This window comes from Photobacterium sp. GJ3, from assembly GCF_018199995.1.
Lineage (GTDB): Bacteria > Pseudomonadota > Gammaproteobacteria > Enterobacterales > Vibrionaceae > Photobacterium.
In genome coordinates this window covers 812,261-828,824 of sequence record NZ_CP073578.1, presented here as the reverse complement: position 1 = coordinate 828,824, position 16,564 = coordinate 812,261, and the positions used below count along the sequence as shown (strand labels likewise).

General features: G+C 46.4%; 18 protein-coding genes and 1 pseudogene. 14 read left to right on the top strand and 5 right to left on the bottom strand.

From position 1 onward, the window contains the following. The first annotated feature begins 166 nt into the window (after nt 1–166). The 6 genes and pseudogenes from KDD30_RS03735 to KDD30_RS03710 all read left to right on the top strand — a co-directional run bounded on the left by KDD30_RS03735 (nt 167) and on the right by KDD30_RS03710 (nt 5,717). Nucleotides 167–775, top strand: coding sequence for a phage repressor protein CI (locus tag KDD30_RS03735; RefSeq protein ID WP_211647457.1), 609 nt, complete (start codon nt 167–169; stop codon nt 773–775). Further along, nucleotides 772–2,022 carry a DNA methyltransferase gene (locus KDD30_RS03730; RefSeq protein WP_211647456.1) on the top strand — a complete coding sequence of 417 codons (1,251 nt, stop codon included), beginning with the start codon at nt 772–774 and terminating at the stop codon, nt 2,020–2,022. The genes KDD30_RS03735 and KDD30_RS03730 overlap by 4 nt, the downstream gene beginning before the upstream one ends. Further along, the gene (locus KDD30_RS03725) at nt 2,019–3,176 is read left to right on the top strand and encodes a DUF262 domain-containing protein (protein ID WP_211647455.1); all 1,158 of its coding nucleotides are present in this window, start codon (nt 2,019–2,021) and stop codon (nt 3,174–3,176) included. The genes KDD30_RS03730 and KDD30_RS03725 overlap by 4 nt, the downstream gene beginning before the upstream one ends. Next, nucleotides 3,176–4,030 carry an MAE_28990/MAE_18760 family HEPN-like nuclease gene (locus KDD30_RS03720; RefSeq protein ID WP_211647454.1) on the top strand — a complete coding sequence of 285 codons (855 nt, stop codon included), beginning with the start codon at nt 3,176–3,178 and terminating at the stop codon, nt 4,028–4,030. The genes KDD30_RS03725 and KDD30_RS03720 overlap by 1 nt, the downstream gene beginning before the upstream one ends. Continuing rightward, nucleotides 4,030–5,058 (top strand): annotated as a pseudogene (locus tag KDD30_RS03715) (tyrosine-type recombinase/integrase). Before KDD30_RS03720 ends, KDD30_RS03715 begins: the two are co-directional and overlap by 1 nt. Then, the gene (locus KDD30_RS03710) at nt 5,055–5,717 is read left to right on the top strand and encodes a hypothetical protein (protein WP_211647453.1); all 663 of its coding nucleotides are present in this window, start codon (nt 5,055–5,057) and stop codon (nt 5,715–5,717) included. The pseudogene KDD30_RS03715 and the gene KDD30_RS03710 overlap by 4 nt, the downstream one beginning before the upstream one ends. A gap of 94 nt (nt 5,718–5,811) precedes the next feature. Here the strand turns inward: KDD30_RS03710 and KDD30_RS03705 are convergent, their stop codons facing one another. After that, nucleotides 5,812–6,249: a YcgN family cysteine cluster protein gene (locus KDD30_RS03705; RefSeq protein ID WP_211647452.1), complete on the bottom strand. Its 438-nt coding sequence runs from the start codon at nt 6,247–6,249 to the stop codon at nt 5,812–5,814. A gap of 248 nt (nt 6,250–6,497) precedes the next feature. Here KDD30_RS03705 and KDD30_RS03700 point away from each other — a divergent pair, with 248 nt between their 5' ends. Further along, complete coding sequence (locus KDD30_RS03700) at nt 6,498–6,764, top strand: YkgJ family cysteine cluster protein (protein ID WP_211647451.1); 267 nt, start codon at nt 6,498–6,500, stop codon at nt 6,762–6,764. On the opposite strand, the gene KDD30_RS03695 is transcribed toward KDD30_RS03700, so the two are convergent. Together KDD30_RS03695 and KDD30_RS03690 are read right to left on the bottom strand one after the other, a co-directional pair. Continuing rightward, on the bottom strand, nt 6,741–6,986 hold the full coding sequence (locus KDD30_RS03695; protein WP_211647450.1) for a TIGR02647 family protein: 246 nt from the start codon (nt 6,984–6,986) through the stop codon (nt 6,741–6,743). The genes KDD30_RS03700 and KDD30_RS03695 overlap by 24 nt on opposite strands. A gap of 165 nt (nt 6,987–7,151) precedes the next feature. Further along, a complete protein-coding gene (locus KDD30_RS03690; RefSeq protein ID WP_211647449.1) occupies nt 7,152–8,015 on the bottom strand; it encodes a Tim44 domain-containing protein in 864 nt (287 codons plus the stop codon). Nucleotides 8,016–8,306: 291 nt separating this feature from the next. Between KDD30_RS03690 and KDD30_RS03685 the strand changes: the two genes are divergently transcribed. The 6 genes from KDD30_RS03685 (at nt 8,307) to KDD30_RS03660 (ending at nt 14,947) form a co-directional block, all read left to right on the top strand. Beyond that, a complete protein-coding gene (locus KDD30_RS03685) occupies nt 8,307–8,717 on the top strand; it encodes a TM2 domain-containing protein (RefSeq protein WP_211647448.1) in 411 nt (136 codons plus the stop codon). 166 nt (nt 8,718–8,883) lie between these two features. Beyond that, nucleotides 8,884–9,480 (top strand): TetR/AcrR family transcriptional regulator, encoded by a 597-nt coding sequence (locus KDD30_RS03680; protein ID WP_211647447.1) that lies wholly within the window; start codon nt 8,884–8,886, stop codon nt 9,478–9,480. Nucleotides 9,481–9,497: 17 nt separating this feature from the next. Next, nucleotides 9,498–11,372, top strand: a complete 1,875-nt coding sequence (locus KDD30_RS03675) for an MFS transporter (RefSeq protein ID WP_211647446.1) — start codon at nt 9,498–9,500, stop codon at nt 11,370–11,372. A 304-nt stretch (nt 11,373–11,676) separates the two neighbouring features. Beyond that, a complete protein-coding gene (locus KDD30_RS03670; protein ID WP_211647445.1) occupies nt 11,677–12,891 on the top strand; it encodes a pyridoxal phosphate-dependent aminotransferase in 1,215 nt (404 codons plus the stop codon). 104 nt (nt 12,892–12,995) lie between these two features. Beyond that, on the top strand, nt 12,996–13,580 hold the full coding sequence (yfbR, locus tag KDD30_RS03665; RefSeq protein WP_211647444.1) for a 5'-deoxynucleotidase: 585 nt from the start codon (nt 12,996–12,998) through the stop codon (nt 13,578–13,580). A gap of 8 nt (nt 13,581–13,588) precedes the next feature. Continuing rightward, nucleotides 13,589–14,947, top strand: coding sequence for an anti-phage deoxyguanosine triphosphatase (locus KDD30_RS03660; RefSeq protein ID WP_371826078.1), 1,359 nt, complete (start codon nt 13,589–13,591; stop codon nt 14,945–14,947). Nucleotides 14,948–14,955: 8 nt separating this feature from the next. Here the strand turns inward: KDD30_RS03660 and KDD30_RS03655 are convergent, their stop codons facing one another. Beyond that, nucleotides 14,956–15,585 (bottom strand): tRNA-uridine aminocarboxypropyltransferase, encoded by a 630-nt coding sequence (locus tag KDD30_RS03655; protein WP_211647442.1) that lies wholly within the window; start codon nt 15,583–15,585, stop codon nt 14,956–14,958. 10 nt (nt 15,586–15,595) lie between these two features. On the opposite strand from KDD30_RS03655, the gene rrtA reads away from it, so the two are divergent. After that, entirely contained in the window at nt 15,596–16,171 is a 576-nt protein-coding gene (rrtA, locus tag KDD30_RS03650; RefSeq protein ID WP_249199186.1) for a rhombosortase, read from the top strand. Nucleotides 16,172–16,225: 54 nt separating this feature from the next. Here the strand turns inward: rrtA and KDD30_RS03645 are convergent, their stop codons facing one another. Next, on the bottom strand, nt 16,226–16,510 hold the full coding sequence (locus KDD30_RS03645; protein ID WP_211647441.1) for a ComEA family DNA-binding protein: 285 nt from the start codon (nt 16,508–16,510) through the stop codon (nt 16,226–16,228). Nucleotides 16,511–16,564 lie beyond the last annotated feature (54 nt).

Sequence of the window (16,564 nt, the reverse complement as noted above, 5' to 3'; positions counted from 1 at the left end):
TGAATTGATGGCGATTGAGTGAAGTTGATACGCCATTTTCTCGAATGAGTAATCATCAAATCAATCTTTCTGTTTTGACAATAATGATTGGCTAATAACAATAAAAATTTTGCTTTAGCGCAAGATCATTACTCATGAGACCATTTGAAATAGAGGAATTTCTCGAATGGGTAGATTGAAAGCAAAAGTTCCGCCATTTGACTACTTAGGTGGCCGAGATTTTACTGAAAAGCTAAAGACTGTAACTGGATGTAAGACGTATGAATTGCTGAGCGATTATTACGGAGTGCCAAACTCAACTTTTTCGACATGGCACACTCACAACAGAACCGGGTGGGAGTTGATAGTTAGAACTCATTTAGCTACAGGCGCATCAATTCGATACATGGCTCTGGGTGAAGGAGAACCAATTGACAGCGGAGTCTCAAACGTACCGAACGTTGAAAGTCTTCAGATGTACTCTCTCAATGATGGCGCTCTTGTAGAAACAACAAAAACAACAATCGATCTCATGACACTGGATCGCTTTGGTCTAAAGCCATCATTCACTCAAGTGATTGAGGATGACTCAGGTATCTATTACATCAATAAGCAGTCCGTTGACCCAGTTGCAGGTGATTACCTGATTGATATCGACGGCCGTCTATCAATCAATTATCTACAGAGACTACCTGGTAAGAAGTTAGCTATCGCGTTCGGCACTTCAACAATTGAAGTTTCTGAAGAAGATATAAAAGTTTTGGGTCGAGTCACAATGGAAATGAAAAAGAAGTGATTGGCAACGCAAAAAGAACAAAGAACGAACGTCAAGGTGTCCATTCTTGGCATCCATACTATGCTGGATATTCAGAAGCATTTGTGGAGTCAGTTCTACTAGAAGAAAAAACTAAAGCAAAAAAGATAAATTTAGTTTTAGACCCTTGGGTTGGAAGTGGAACTACAGGTGTTGTTTGCCAAAAGAATGAAGTGGATTGTATCGGAGTTGATATAAATTTTGCGATGGCTACATTTGCAGCTAGTAAGAGTTCCCTTATTATTGAAGAATTAAAAAACAATGGTCCAGAGCATATAAAAAATATAATGAGCCGAGCATCTCTCAGCCGCAAGCCATTAGACATATCACACCTGATAGAATTTTGTACAGAATCACATGCTATAAAAATAGCCAGAATTCAAGAATCTATTAATCAAGAATTCGAAAAAAATAAAGTTTATTCCACTGGTATTGTTGAACCAGTTATATCTTTTTTTAAAAGTGTTCTCCTAATTACAAACAGAGAGATCCTAGGTTATCAAAGCGGATCAAACCCAACATGGTTTAAAAATTCATCACATAACAAAGGCTGTAACTTTTCAAAAATAAAAGATACATATAGTAATAACTTCAATAAAATGCTACAAGACCTATGCAGAACTTTTGGAAATGCAAAAAGTAATTTCGAAGTTAAATTTGGGTCAAGTCAATCACTTCCTGTACAAAGTGAATCAATCGATTTAATAATAACATCTCCACCATATCTAACCCGAATAGATTATGCCGTATCGACAAAAGTTGAATTGCTAACCTTAACGAATAGTCAATTTTACTTTGATACTCGAAAAGACACAATAGGCACTACAATGATTGTTTCGCAATCAAAAGAAGCCAAGCCGGAGTGGGGGAAGCTATGTGAGAATAGTTTAAATTCCATTAGAAATCATTACTCTTATTCTTCAGAAGACTATTATATTAAGAATAAAGTACAATACTTTGAAAGCACTTATAAATCCTTAAATGAAATATATCGTGTTTTGAATAAGAAATCCTCAGCTTATCTGGTAATACAAAACTCATACTATAAGGAGATAGATATACCTCTCCCTGACATTTACAAAGAAATGGCTTTAAACATTGGCTTTAGATTAGTAGAAACAGTTAGAAGCGATGTAATAAAAACCAACATGGTTCACATTAATTCCAAATCACGGCAGTACTGCTCCAATAAAATTTATCATGAAGACATTATTAGGCTAGAAAAATGAAAAATGAATCTGATAACAGCAAAAAAGATGCAACAACACTTCTAAGAGAGATACAAAAAAATCGCGATGAAGTCGTCACTGACTCTTATACACTTTCTTGGCGTGAAATAATAAATTTATATAAAGATGGTGATATTAAAATATCACCTGAGTATCAGCGATTATTTCGCTGGGATTTAGAAAGACAAACCCAGTTTATCGAGTCTCTTATACTCAACATACCAGTACCAACACTTTTCTTTTATATTGATGATGAAGGTCGTCAAGAAGTAATAGACGGTTTACAACGAATAAGTTCCATTATTCGTTTTTTTGCTCATGAAATATTTTCTAAAGATGAAATTGAAAATGCCCAGAGAGAGCAAGAAAATAACAAAAAATATAGTTATGAGAACAATCTACACAATCCCACAGTCCTTTGCAAACCTCCAATCATCACCGAACTCAATGGATGGACAGCTGCGGAGTTACCTGATCGTGTTATTAGAACCATTAAGAATGCCCGAGTGAATGTTGTTATTCTTGAACAAGAAACAAAACCTCAAACAAAATATAATGTATTCCGTCGATTAAATCGCTCTGGAGCTAAACTCAGCGATCAAGAAATTCGAAACTGTACATCTCGCCTTCTCGGCAACCATTTTGCTGACAAACTACGTGTAATAGCCTCAGAAACCGAGATAATATCAGCTCTTGGAATGAGTGGGAATAAACAAAAAACTCAAAGTGTCGAAGAAGCAGTCCTCCGTACCCTTGCTAGTCTTTTCCATGCTGAATTTTTTGAGCACTATGTAGATGAGTTTCTGGATGATTATATGTTCGTTGCTTCGAGAGACAAATCAATTGATGCAGAAATTGAAACTAAATTAAAAAGAACTTTTTCTCTCATCGGTGCAGCATTTGACAATGGAAAAGCATTCAAATTTAGAACGAACGGTAATCCATCTGGTCAATTTAGTACTAACCTTCTAGATATTGTTGCAACTGGTGTTTACAAAAATGTAAACAATTTATCAGCTGTAGACGTGAAAAATAAACTTGATTATTTATGGGACAACAGAAGAGACGAAATTAACTCTTGTACAGGTGCTGGTTCCAACACTAAGTCGAAATTACTTCGTCGCATTGAGCTTGGAGAAGAGGCTTTTAAATAATGAGTAGTGTGAACTTTAACACATTAAAGGAAGAGCTAAATCAAACTAAAAATGATAGTTTATCTATGCTTGACCAAATTACTAACATACATACTATACTCAGTAAACCCAAACTATCCATTAATAAACTATGTACCAATGAGTATCAAATTAAAGAATCCATAGATACTGATATACTTAAAGATTATAGAAACATATCAACACCGATGATATATTCTGCTTGGGAAAGTGTGTTCACAACATCTATTGCTGTATGTTTTCGGGCCTTGAAAGACTTAGACAAAGTAGCAAGCGACCACTCCCCAAAAATTCGGGCTATTTGGCTTCAGCAAGAAGATTTTTTCAAAAGCTATATTGATATGATTAAAAATATATATGATGTTGACTCACACAAGTCATTACATGAAAAGATGGCAAATATGAAAAGAAAAATAAATAAAGGCCATTTCGCTTTAACAGAAAATGTTCTTCAGAGAATTGATTTATTTAATAACGCATCCCTAAACAAATCAGTTGATGCCGACAACCTTGTTATGACATTTTCTAATGTTGATAAAGTTGTAACCGAATTAAACATGCATGTTATTGGATTAAACCCCGATTCATTAGACCTATCAAAGCTCAACAGCCTTGTTGGAAAAAGAAATTCACTTGGGCATGGTGAATTTACATCAACTATAGGAGAGCGTCAATTTGGAGACCTAGTATCATATACAAAAAACCTTATCCAAAGTCTACTAAATGAGGTATTAAGATGGTTAGAGGAGTTAGAAGAAAGTATCAAATCTATTTCAAATAATATGTTTACTCAAAGTCCTGTTTACTCGGATTATTGGGCTTTTGAGTATCCCTAATGAGTGTAAAAAAGCTAGAAAAATACAAAAGTAAACAATGGGTCTGCGACTGCTACCCACATGGCCGCAATGGTAAGCGAGTTCGCAAACGCTTCGCCACCAAAGGTGAGGCGCTTGCCTATGAGAAGTACATTTTCAGTGAAGTTGATAACAAGCCCTGGTTGGGTGAAAAACCTGATCGCCGTAGTTTGCTTGATATGATTGATTTGTGGCATGAACGACACGGCCAGTCGCTCACTCAGGCAAAATACACCTTCAACAAGCTGAAGACTATGGCGTAAGGGATGGGCGACCCGCTTTATCTGAAGCTCACCCCTGCAATGTTTACTGAATACAGAAGTGCTCGCCTGGCAGGTGACATTGCTGATCAAAACGGACGAAAAGTCGCGATTACTTTCCGTACCTGTAACAATGAACAGGACTTACTGAATGCTGTCATTGTTGAGCTGATCCGAATGGGGGAATGGAAAGGGCCAAATCCATTGACGTCTGTTCGCCAGTTTCGACTTCATGAAACAGAAATGGAGTTTCTAACCGTTGAGGAAATGGAAGTTCTCATTTCTGCCGCGGAATCACACAAGTTCCATCAAGACTTGCACAAGGTGATTAAGCTTTGCCTGGCGACGGGTGGAAGGTTTAAGGAAACGGCAAGCCTGACAGGCGCGCAATTAAGCAAGTACAAGGTTACGTTCACCCAAACGAAAGGCAAAAAGAACCGGACTGTTCCAATCAGCCCAGAGATGCACGACCTCATCTATCAGCCAGGCTCCGGGCCACTATTTAGTATTGGGTATTCGACTATCTATCGGTTTGTAGTGAAGCATGTTCCAAGACTCACACAGCAAGCTGCGCATGTATTGCGTCATACGTTCGCGTCTTACTACATGATGAACGGTGGTAACATCATCGCGCTTCAAAAAATACTGGGGCACAGCGACATTAAACAAACAATGCGTTACGCCCACCTCGCCCCAGATCACCTGGAAGATGTGGTGACTAAGAACCCTTTAGCAAGATTAAAAATATGAGCAAATTTACAGACCGCCCCTTCATTGAATTTTCTGACCAAACAGTAAAATATCGTAGAAATTTACTTTTTATATCAACAATTCTGATCACCCTTGAATGGTTCCCAACAGCCAAAATAGTGCCTGATAAACCCTTTTTGGGAATACCAATTAGTGGACTTGAACTACAAGACATAGCTCAAGTGCTTTGTGCTGTAATTGCCTACCAAATCATCCACTTTGTTTGGAGAGTTACTGACGAATGGTGGTCTTGGCGAATTCAGTTAGCTGGAACTAAAGAAAAGGATCAGAATGGTAAAAATGACTCCAGTCATATCAAGGTCATTTCCCAAATTTGCCAATTCACCTACCATCCCGAGCACTCTAGTGTCGAAAGCAGAATCAACGAAGTATTAAAAAATAGGCTCAAGTATTTTGACGATGAAGTTCAAAAGCTTGGGTTAACAGATGAAGTTGTCCAGACATATAAACAACAAGTTGAAGATGTAGTCTTACATAGCTCTGGATTAGCCCATGAAATTGAGAGAATTCACAGATTCGAGCAAAGCATTAGAGGCTTCTCAATCCAGCAACAACTCAGATTTCACTTACTTGAAATTGGATTACCTATAGCCCTCTCCATCATCGCGATTGTTCTTGTACTAACAGACAATTTATGACTACAAAGTGTCTACAGAGATTCTCAATATAGATAAATTATGATAATTATTGATTGAGATGTATGACTTAAGCCATTGAAAACGCTTGGAACACCTAGCCCCGAGAGGGGTGGTTCAAAATATGATCTTCCCAATCAATCACGTCGATTTCATACACCACTTTATCGCGGACTGACTGGTTGGCGGCGTGCATGGCTGCTTTGGAGCCAGTGATTAACGGATGCCATTCCGGTAAGGGCTTGCCTTCAGCCAGCAGGCGGTAGGCACAGGTATCCGGCAGCCAGCTGAATTCATCAATGCGCTCGCGGGTGAGTTTCAGGCATTCTTCGCCGGACTCGAAACGATTCGGGTAATCTTTGCAGGAGCAGGTTTGATCATCAAGCAGACTGCAAGCCACGTTGGTGTAATAGATTTCATCCGTGTCGTCATCAATCAGCTTGTGCAGGCAGCATTTACCGCAGCCATCGCACAGGGACTCCCATTCCGAGTCTGTCATCGCTGTCAGGTCTTTCTCTTGCCAAAATGCCGTCATCACTCTGCCCTACTGCTGGAATTCATCACGCTTTCGGGGCACATTCCCCGGAAGAAAAAAGAGGCGGTTTTATAACTGTCTGCCGACCAAAGTGCAACCTTTGACCGGAAATTGATTGGCGAATTCGCTGAGAAAGACAGTCTGAGCATTGATCCCTGCCGCCCGGAATGATAGCTTGCACCGCCAATTGAGCCGGCGGTTCTCCGCACGCAGGCTCTCACATGCATACTGAAGTATAGAAGGTCGTGATGGATTGTCGTTTAGGGTGTGGCGCCTGTTGTATTGCCCCGAGTATTTCTTCGCCAATTCCGGGCATGCCGAATGGCAAACCCGCTGGTGTCCGGTGTATTCAACTCAATGAAAACAACCTCTGCAAACTTTTCGGCAAAAACGAAAGACCCGCCGTTTGCCATCAGTTCAAACCCTGCCCAGACCTTTGCGGGAAAACAAACGCGCAAGCCCTGTCAAACCTGACAGAGCTTGAACGGATTTCAAACGTCCATTTTACCGGATAAAATCCGAATCGCAGATTTCGCATGTTCCAGTGCCTGATGCCCTGAATGCGTCAGATAGCCACCGTCTGGCTGAGTGACCAATCCCTTCTCATACAACCGCTGGGCGGCAGAGATCATGGCGGTGCCAGCTTCCTGATGAACTTTAATGCCCTCCATGTCACTGTGCATGGGAAACTTCACCAGCAGGTCAAGTTCTTGAATCAATTCAGGGGTGAATGCCATAGAAACCTCTCTTCTTCATTGATGTTCTTCAATCATAGTGAGCGGCGGCGCAGAACACAGGGGGATCGATCAAAAAAATCAGCGATTCTTTTGTTTTTGCGATAAAAAACCGCTGAGACCAGATTCGGCATCAGCGGTTCTTTGTTTACCGTCTCGTGAGCGCGATTAAGCCTGAATGCCCACAATCAACCAAGGTGCATTTGGCGCGGTCAGGTCGCGCTCCAGGTGCCAGATATCAGTAATATCTTCTTCAACACCTTCCTGACGATCCTGATAACGACCAGAGAACTTCACGCTCAGATGTGCTGTGTTTGCATCGTAGTCCGCACGAACCAGGTCAGCATCCACAAACATGACTTCAGTGTGCTGCTCACCGCTCAGTTTCGCACGCTCTGCTTTCAGGTCATCAAACAGCGCCGGACTCACATATTCACGAATCGTTTCCAGCTCATTGTGGTTCCATGCGCCTTGCAATGTACGGTAATGCTCTCGTGCACCGTTCAGAAATGCGCTCATCTCAAACCCTGGCGGCAGATTAAACGGAACATCGCTGTCTGTTGACTGATATTGCGGTTGCGCTGTTGCGCCGCTCTGGAAACCCTCAGCCTGCTGACGGAACTGACCGTTCTGCTGCGGAGAATCCCCCGCATACGCCTGCTGGTGCCCCATCGCTGTTGGCTTTGCCTTGCGCATCCCTTTCAGGAACTTGAAAATCAGGAAAGCAATCAAACCAAAGATCAGGATATCCATAAACTGGATCCCTTCAAATGCGCCACCGAAGAATGCTGCCAGCAGGCCACCCGCCAGCAAACCACCCAGTAAGCCGCCCATCAGTCCTTTTTTAGACGAGGAAGACGCTGGCGTTTGCTTGCCGATTGTATCCGTTTGCTGCGGCTGCTGTTTCTGAGCCGGCGCCGTTTTGTAACTTTTACCCAGCGACTTGCTGCCGCCAAATTTTTTCGCTTCTGCGTGAGGAGCAGTAAATGATACTGCAATCAACAGCGTAAACATGGTGATAAAGCGTTTCATGAATCCTTTACCTTTGCCTTTTCAATGCGTGATTTACCCGTTCTTATGCATCCTAGCCGGGGGCTTGTAAAGTCAATCCACATCACTTGACCAAATTGTTACCAAATTTAGCAGGGCTGTTGATTTCAGCATCGCTCTCTGAGCCACTTTGTTCCCCGCAAGCTTGCCGTACAAATCAAACAATGCGATCTTCTACGGCTAAGTAAATGAAATGGCTTGTTCCTCTGGCTCATTCACACCTAGTATTAGCAGGGAACTTTCTCCATCAATGGCATCAACGAGGCATCCGGCATGCAAGAGAGAATGCATCAGAACACCCATAGTAAACTGATTGGGTATTTGCTTTGGATTTTTGGGTTTACCGGCGCACACCGCTTTTATTACGGCAAACCAGTCACCGGTACTCTCTGGTTTCTGACCCTTGGATTGCTGGGCATCGGCTGGCTGATCGACCTGTTCCTCATTCCGGGCATGGATAAAGAAGCCGATTTGCGCTTTCAAAGCGGCACACTGGACTTTAACATTGCCTGGCTGCTGCTCACTTTCTTAGGTGTCTTCGGCGTCCACCGAATGTATATGGGGAAATGGCTGACCGGCATCATCTATCTGCTGACGTTTGGCTTTTTCCTCATTGGCGTGCTCATCGACTTTTGGACACTCAATGAACAGGTCTCCGTCGAGAATTCGAAAAGAAACGGATAATCGCCTTGAACCCCGGCCTTGACGAAGAATATTTGTAACCCATAGAATATTGAACACTGTTCTATATTCTATACTTACTTTGAACACATGAGGTCATTCAGCTGACGGTTGTCATCACAGACCGGCCTTTAATGAATGCCAAACCAAGTACCATGTAGGGAAGATCATGGCAAGACGAAACGACCACACACGGGAAGAACTGATCCGCATGACGCTGGAGCAAGTCAAAAAATTCCTGAGTGAACATCCGCATCACGAGCTGAGTTTAAGAAAAGTCGCGGCAATGATCGGCTACGTGCCCAGCACTTTAGTCAACGTATTCGGCAATTACAACCTGCTGCTTCTCCATGCGGTCGCTCAAACACTGGATGAGCTTTTTGCCGAAGCTGAAAAAGAAATGCAAAAAGCAAATTCAACCAAAGATGCCCTGCGCAAGCTGGCATATTGCTATCTGAATTTTGCCTCAGCCCATCCGTATCGCTGGCAACTCATTTTTCAGCACACCATGAATGGGGAAGAACTGCCCGACTGGCAAAGTGAACGCATCAATAGCATGACCAGCATGCTGGAAGGGCTGATTCGTCAATTGATTCCCGATCAGTCGGAAAAAGCCGTCACGGAAGCCAGCCGGGTCCTGTGGGCTGGCGTCCACGGCATCACACTGCTGACCGTTGACGATAAACTGTTCACGTCATCCCCTGTGGATGGCAAAGCACTGATTGATAACCTGCTCGACACCTATCTCAGTGTCTGGCAAGTCTAAAGAGGAACTTCAGAAACATGGTCAGTCAGTCTCAAGCTGCGCTGCTGTCAAAGCGCCGTTTCTTCCCTTATTTTCTGACACAGGCACTGGGGGCATTCAACGATAATATCTATAAGAATGTCTTGCTGATTCTCATTGCCTTTGCTGCACCGAACGCTTTACCGTTTGAATCAGATTTCGCGATTAATCTTGCTGCCGGAATATTCATTCTGCCCTTCTTTCTCTTCTCGGCCACCGCAGGGGTGCTGGCAGATACCTACGACAAAGCCTTCATCATGCGAAAGGTCAAACTGGCAGAAATCCTGATTATGTCGATGGCTGCCATCGCATTTTGGGCTGAAAATTATCTCGTTCTGCTTCTGCTGCTTTTTCTGATGGGTGCACAGTCTGCCTTCTTTGGTCCGGCCAAGTATGCCCTGCTGCCACAGCACCTGAAGAAAGAAGAATTGGTTTCCGGCAATGCACTGGTGGAAACCGGGACATTTCTGGCCATTCTGCTGGGGACACTGCTTGCCGGTATCATTGCCAATCAGGAGCAAGCCAGAATCATTGCGGCGGTCGCCGTGGTTGCCTTTGCAGTACTCGGATACTTCAGTTCACGATTTATCCCGGATGCGAAACCCAGCGGCACACCAGCACCATTTCGCTGGCAACCCATTCGCCAGACCAAAAAAACACTTTCAATTGCGGCGAAAGACAAACTGGTGCTGCAATGTGTGCTTGGGATCAGCTGGTTCTGGTTTCTCGGCGCCAGCTATCTGACCCAGTTCCCCAACTTTGCCAAGCTGCATCTGGGTGGCAATGCGGCAGCGGTTTCCGTACTGCTGACGCTATTTTCTATCGGGATTGCCATCGGCTCGCTCTTGTGTGATCGCTTGTCTGGCCACCGGATTGAGCCGGGCATTGTTCCGCTGGGCTGTCTGGGGATTACGATTTTCGGTGCCGACCTGGCCTTAGCCACACCGGATATTGCGCCGATGTCTGAGTCAGTGTGGGCCTTCCTGACCCAACCTGATTTACTGCGTGTTTTCTTCTCGCTCACCATGCTGGGCGTATCCGGCGGGATTTACATTGTGCCTTTGTACGCCATGATGCAAAACCGTGCTGCCCCGGAAGAACGAGCTCAGGTCATCGCCGCCAACAACATCTGGAACGCGATTTTCATGGTTTGCAGTGCGATTACGGCCATTGTTTTCCTGTCTGTGCTTTCACTGTCCATCCCATATTTCTTCCTGTTTCTGGCCGGTATGAACCTACTGGTGCTGGTTTATATCTACCTGCAGGCACCGGACTTTTTCTGGCGTTTTCTGGTGTGGATTGTCAGTCACACCATGTACCGCGTCAGCCATCGCCAGCTGGAGCATATTCCCAAAGAAGGCGGTGCATTGATTGTCTGTAACCATGTCAGCTATATGGATGCCCTGTTGCTGGCCGGTGCCTGTCCGCGCCCAATCCGCTTTATTATGGATGAAGCGATTTTCAAGATGCCGCTGATTAAAACCTTTTGCAGCGCCTGTAAAGTCATTCCGATTGCCGCAAAAGATCGGCGCTCCATCCAGAAGGCCTTTGAAGAAGTCGAGTACTATCTCTCTCAAGGGGAACTGGTGTGTATCTTCCCGGAAGGCAAACTGACCCACGACGGTGAGATTGGCCCCTTCATGCGCGGCATTGATCTGATCCTGAGGCGCTCCCCTGCGCCTGTCATTCCAATGGCCCTTCAGGGCTTGTGGGGCAGTTATTTCAGTCGTGAAGGCGGGAAAGCTCTGGTCAAATGGCCGAAACGATTCTGGTCGCGTGTCACCATTGTCGCTGGCGAACCTGTCAATGCACAGGAAGCCACCAGCGGCAACCTTCGTGAAACCGTCATGGCATTGCGGGGAGAAGCGCGCTAATCGTCTGAAAAAACGGAAAGCGCAATCCATCGCGCTTTCCGTTCCCTCTCTTTTTATCCGCACTTTCACAGTTATTTATCCTGCCATTATAGACAATAGCAAAGTTAATACCTGGCCCAATCCCACTCTCAGCGTGATATTTCCTTAAATTACCGGCATGTTCCAAGTTTCACACTCTTAGTTTTTTATCCTACAAAAGGCTTCAATAAAGCCATTCGGCATAATTTTTTCCTGCCTAGTCTTTATTTACAGCTCGGTTTTGGTGTAATTTGTCGGAATTGTTCACTTTTTGCAGGATGACCACATGCACAACATCGGGATGTCAACCAAGCTCAACAATGTTTGTTATGACATTAGGGGTCCCGTTCTGAAACATGCCAAGCGCATGGAAGAAGAAGGCCACAAAATTCTGAAACTCAATATCGGTAACCCTGCCCCGTTCGGTTTTGATGCACCGGATGAAATCCTGGTGGACGTGATTCGCAATCTGCCGACGTCTCAAGGCTACTGTGACTCGAAGGGCATCTATTCAGCCCGGAAAGCAGTTGTGCAGTACTATCAAAAGCGCGGCCTGCTCGATATTGATGTTGAAGATGTCTATATCGGTAACGGCGTGTCTGAGCTGATTGTCATGGCGATGCAGGCACTGCTGGATAACTCAGATGAGATTCTGGTACCTGCACCGGACTATCCGCTCTGGACGGCAGCGATTTCCCTTTCCGGTGGCAACCCTGTGCACTACATCTGTGATGAAGAATCAGACTGGTATCCGGATCTGGACGACATTCGCAGTAAAATTACGCCGAAAACCCGTGGGATCGTCCTGATTAATCCAAACAACCCAACCGGTGCTGTGTACAGCCGGGATTTTCTGCTGGAAGTGATTGAAATTGCCCGTCAGCACAAACTGATTATTTTTGCAGACGAGATTTACGACAAAATTCTGTATGACGGTGCTCAGCACACATCCGTTGCTCCTCTGGCGGAAGATGTTTTTGTCGTGACGTTCAACGGCCTGTCCAAGTCTTATCGTGTGTGTGGTTTCCGTGCCGGCTGGATGCTGTTGTCCGGTCCACGTCATCTGGCAAAACGCTATATCGAAGGTCTGGACATGCTGGCATCCATGCGTCTGTGTGCCAACGTTCCCATGCAGCATGCCGTGCAAACCGCGCTGGGAGGCTATCAGAGTATCAATGAGCTGATTCTACCGGGTGGCCGCTTACTGGAGCAACGGAACAAGGCTTACGACATGCTCACCCAGATTCCTGGCGTGTCGTGCGTGAAACCGAAAGGCGCGCTGTACCTGTTCCCGAAACTGGATCAGAAGAAATTCAATATTGTCGACGACCAGAAAATGGTGCTGGATTTCCTGCAGCAGGAAAAAGTACTGCTGGTGCATGGCACCGGGTTCAACTGGAAAAAGCCGGACCACTTCCGGATTGTAACCTTGCCCAGAGTCGATGATCTGGAAATGGCTATCAGCCGTCTGGAACGCTTCCTGCACAGCTATCGGCAATAAACTCACAGACTTCTCCATCAAGCCCCGACAATCGGGGCTTTGTTGTTTTCTAGGCAGCTAAAAATCTGATAGCTTTAAAAAGATACCGATGAATTGGAAGCCTTATGAAAACCAGCCACTTTTTTGCACATCTGGCACGAATGAAGCTCATCCAGCGCTGGCCGCTGATGCGCTGTGTTGCCAGTGAAAATGTTTCGGAGCACAGCCTTCAGGTTGCTTTCGTCGCCCATGCGCTCTCTTTAATCAAAAACAGACACTTCAACGGACAATTGAACCCGGAGCGGATTGCGCTGCTGGCGATGTTTCATGATGCCAGCGAAGTCCTGACCGGCGATATGCCGACACCCGTCAAATACTTCAACCCAGCCATTGCCGAAGAATACAAGAAGATCGAGCGTGCCGCCGAACACCGGTTGATTGCCATGCTGCCGGAGGAATTTCAGGAAGACTATGCCCCTTTACTGGTGAGTGAGCAGATTAACCAATCGGACTATCAGATCGTCAAGCAAGCCGATACCTTGTGCGCTTATCTGAAATGTCTAGAGGAGCTCAGTGCTGGCAATCATGAATTTACACAGGCAAAAAAGCGATTAGAAGAAACACTCGAAGCGCGAAAAACACCGGAAATGGATTATTTCCTAACCACTTTTGCCACCAGCTTTAACCTGACTCTGGATGAAATCAGCTGATGCCCGACATGTTTGAACCCATCGCCAAAATCTGGCAAACCCGAAAGAGCCAGGAACAGAAAGAGCGGCGACAGGATCACCGCACCCCTTATCAGCGGGACCGGGCAAGAATCCTGCATTCCGCTGCATTTCGGCGCCTGCAGGCAAAAACTCAGGTCCATGGTGCTGGTCACCACGATTTTTATCGCACCCGTCTGACCCATTCGCTCGAAGCGTCGCAGATTGGCACCGGAATTGTGGCGCAACTGAAGATCAAACAACCTGAGTTTCGTCCTTTACTGCCTTCCAACAGCCTGATGGAAAGCCTGTGTCTGGCACACGATATCGGTCACCCGCCCTTTGGTCACGGTGGTGAAGTCGCGCTGAACTACATGATGCGGGATCACGGGGGCTTTGAAGGCAATGCCCAGACGTTCCGAATCGTGACCCTGCTTGAGCCGTACACCGAAAACTTCGGCATGAATCTGTCGCGTCGCACGCTGCTTGGCTTGCTGAAATATCCGGCTTTTCTCAGCGATACCCGGGCCACGGAACTGCCACCGGAGATCAGTCAGTTCAGACATTTAAGGGCCAAAGACTGGCACCCAGCCAAAGGGCTGTACCGGGATGATCAGGAGACCTTTGCCTGGGTGCTTGCTGCGCTTTCTGACACCGACAGCCATCTGCTGCGCACGACCATGCGCGATACGCGTCAAACAGCGTCTCAGCACCTGAAAACGCGGTTTAAGTCGCTGGATTGCTCCATCATGGAACTGGCGGACGACATTGCATACGGCGTTCATGATCTTGAGGATGCTATCGTGATGGGCATCGTAACCCAGAAGCAATGGGAAGACGCTGCTGCAAATCACCTTGCCGACTGCGGCGAGCCGTGGCTGACCGAACGCATCGACTGGCTCAGTGCCCAACTGTTTGCCGATCATCACCAGCGGAAAGATGCGATCGGCGCTCTGGTCAATGCACTGATCACGGCCATTGAGATCGCCCCGACAACGGTTGAAGGAGAACCCAGCTTTCAGGAACCTTTACTGAAGTGGAACGCATATCTTTCAGAGCCGATGGAAAAAGTGCTGACGGTGCTGAAACAATTTGTCAGTGAGTATGTGGTTCACAAACCGGACATTCAGCTTCTGGAGTACAAGGGGCAGCAAATCATCATGGAAATGTTCGATGCCCTCGCCTCAGATCCGGAGCGCTTACTCCCGGCCGGCACACGAGACCGGTGGCGGGCAGCGATTCGTCATGGTGAAAATGAGCAGCGAGTGATTGCCGACTACATTGCCGGGATGACCGATGGCTTTGCACAGCGCTTGTACGGCAACTTGTTCCATCCGGCCCATGAGTGGCACCTCGGGCCAAACGTCTGAATCTGTGTTCAGGTTTCAGGCTTTGATTGCCGACCATAATGCCGCTCATAAACACCGGGCGGCATCTGGTTGATCTGAAAATCGATCATTCGGTTGAAAGGCACAAGCAACGGCTGAAAATCAGTCTGCTCGCCTTCCAGCTGAGTCAGCGCATGATAAGCAGCCTCGACGGTGGATAGGCCCGTGGCTCTGGGGGATTTTCGGATTCTGTAGTTCCCTGGGTCTGTATCTTCCAGCCGGACACAAGGCAAAGCATGCAAGTTGTCAGACAACTGCCACATTTTATAGGCTTTTTTCCAGGTGCCATCGAGCAGAATCAGGGTTGTGATTGGATGGCTGCGCTGCTCTGAAGCGGACTGACTGAGTGGCGTTGCCTGCTCACCCGGGTAGAGCACCACCACCCGGCGCTTCGGATCCGACAGCAAAGCGTTCAGCGTTTCATGATGTCTGAAGTCTTCTCCCACCCACAACCGGGCATTGGGTAAAGCAAGTGTCAGGATCCGGGCCGTGCCCAAGGGTTGCTTCACCTCCGTCGGATGTTGCAATATCCAAAGTTCAGTTTTAGCATCAACCTGCTCGACCCATTGGCAGATACAGGCTTTCACGGCTTTGCCGCAACGCTCACAATAGCGGCTCATTGAGGTGCCCTTGTTTTCACGATCATTGTTTCTATCTTTGCTGGTTGTCTGCCTGCTTGGCATTGTCGCACAATTTGCCCCAATTCATGACCTGATGGTTTGGGATCGGCAAGCGATTCTTACCGGACAATGGTGGCGGATCCTAACAGGAAATCTGACGCACACCAATTGGCCGCATCTCGCGATGAATCTGTCCGGACTCATCATTCTCTGTTATTTGTTCCGGTTTGATCTCAGCGCCTTCCGATTGAGTCTTCTGCTCTTCTTGCTAAGCCTCATGGTCGGACTGGCTTTATTTCTGACGCAAATGAATATTTACGCGGGCTTGTCCGGTGTGTTGCATGGCCTCTTTATCTGGGGGGCCTGTCAGGATATCCGACTGCACCGCAAAGGCGGGAAACTCCTGCTGGCCGCCGGTGTACTCAAAGTGGCCTGGGATGTGTCTGTTGGGGGATCTGCAGAGACAGCGGCGCTGATTGAAGCTCACGTTGCAGTGGAAGCCCATCTGGCTGGTGCGCTGGGCGGTGCGCTGCTGGCCATCACCAAAGTGACCACGGCGCTGGGCGTCTCGAATCGCCGGGCATGATGTTGAAAGGGGCGCTCATGCGCCCCTGACAAGATAGTGTGTTGGCTTTCGCCTTTAGAGCTGGATTCTGGCTCTGTTTTTTTCGACCGTGGAAGCGCCAATGCCCTTCACTTTACTCAAATCTTCAATGGTCGAAAATTTCCCGTGTGCCTCACGAAAAGCCACAATGCTCTGAGCTTTATCTGGCCCGACACCCAGTAACAATTTATCCAGCTCTTCAACATTGGCTGTATTGATATTGACAACGATTTCAATGCCTTCATGCTCTGTGGTCGCATCGGCGATACCCGGCACGACCACACTCGCTGCCAGCATCAGTAAAGCAATCGAACTTTTCATTTTTTCTCCTTCCTTGTTAACAGTGGCAAGAAGAATAATGAAATTGAAAAGCAT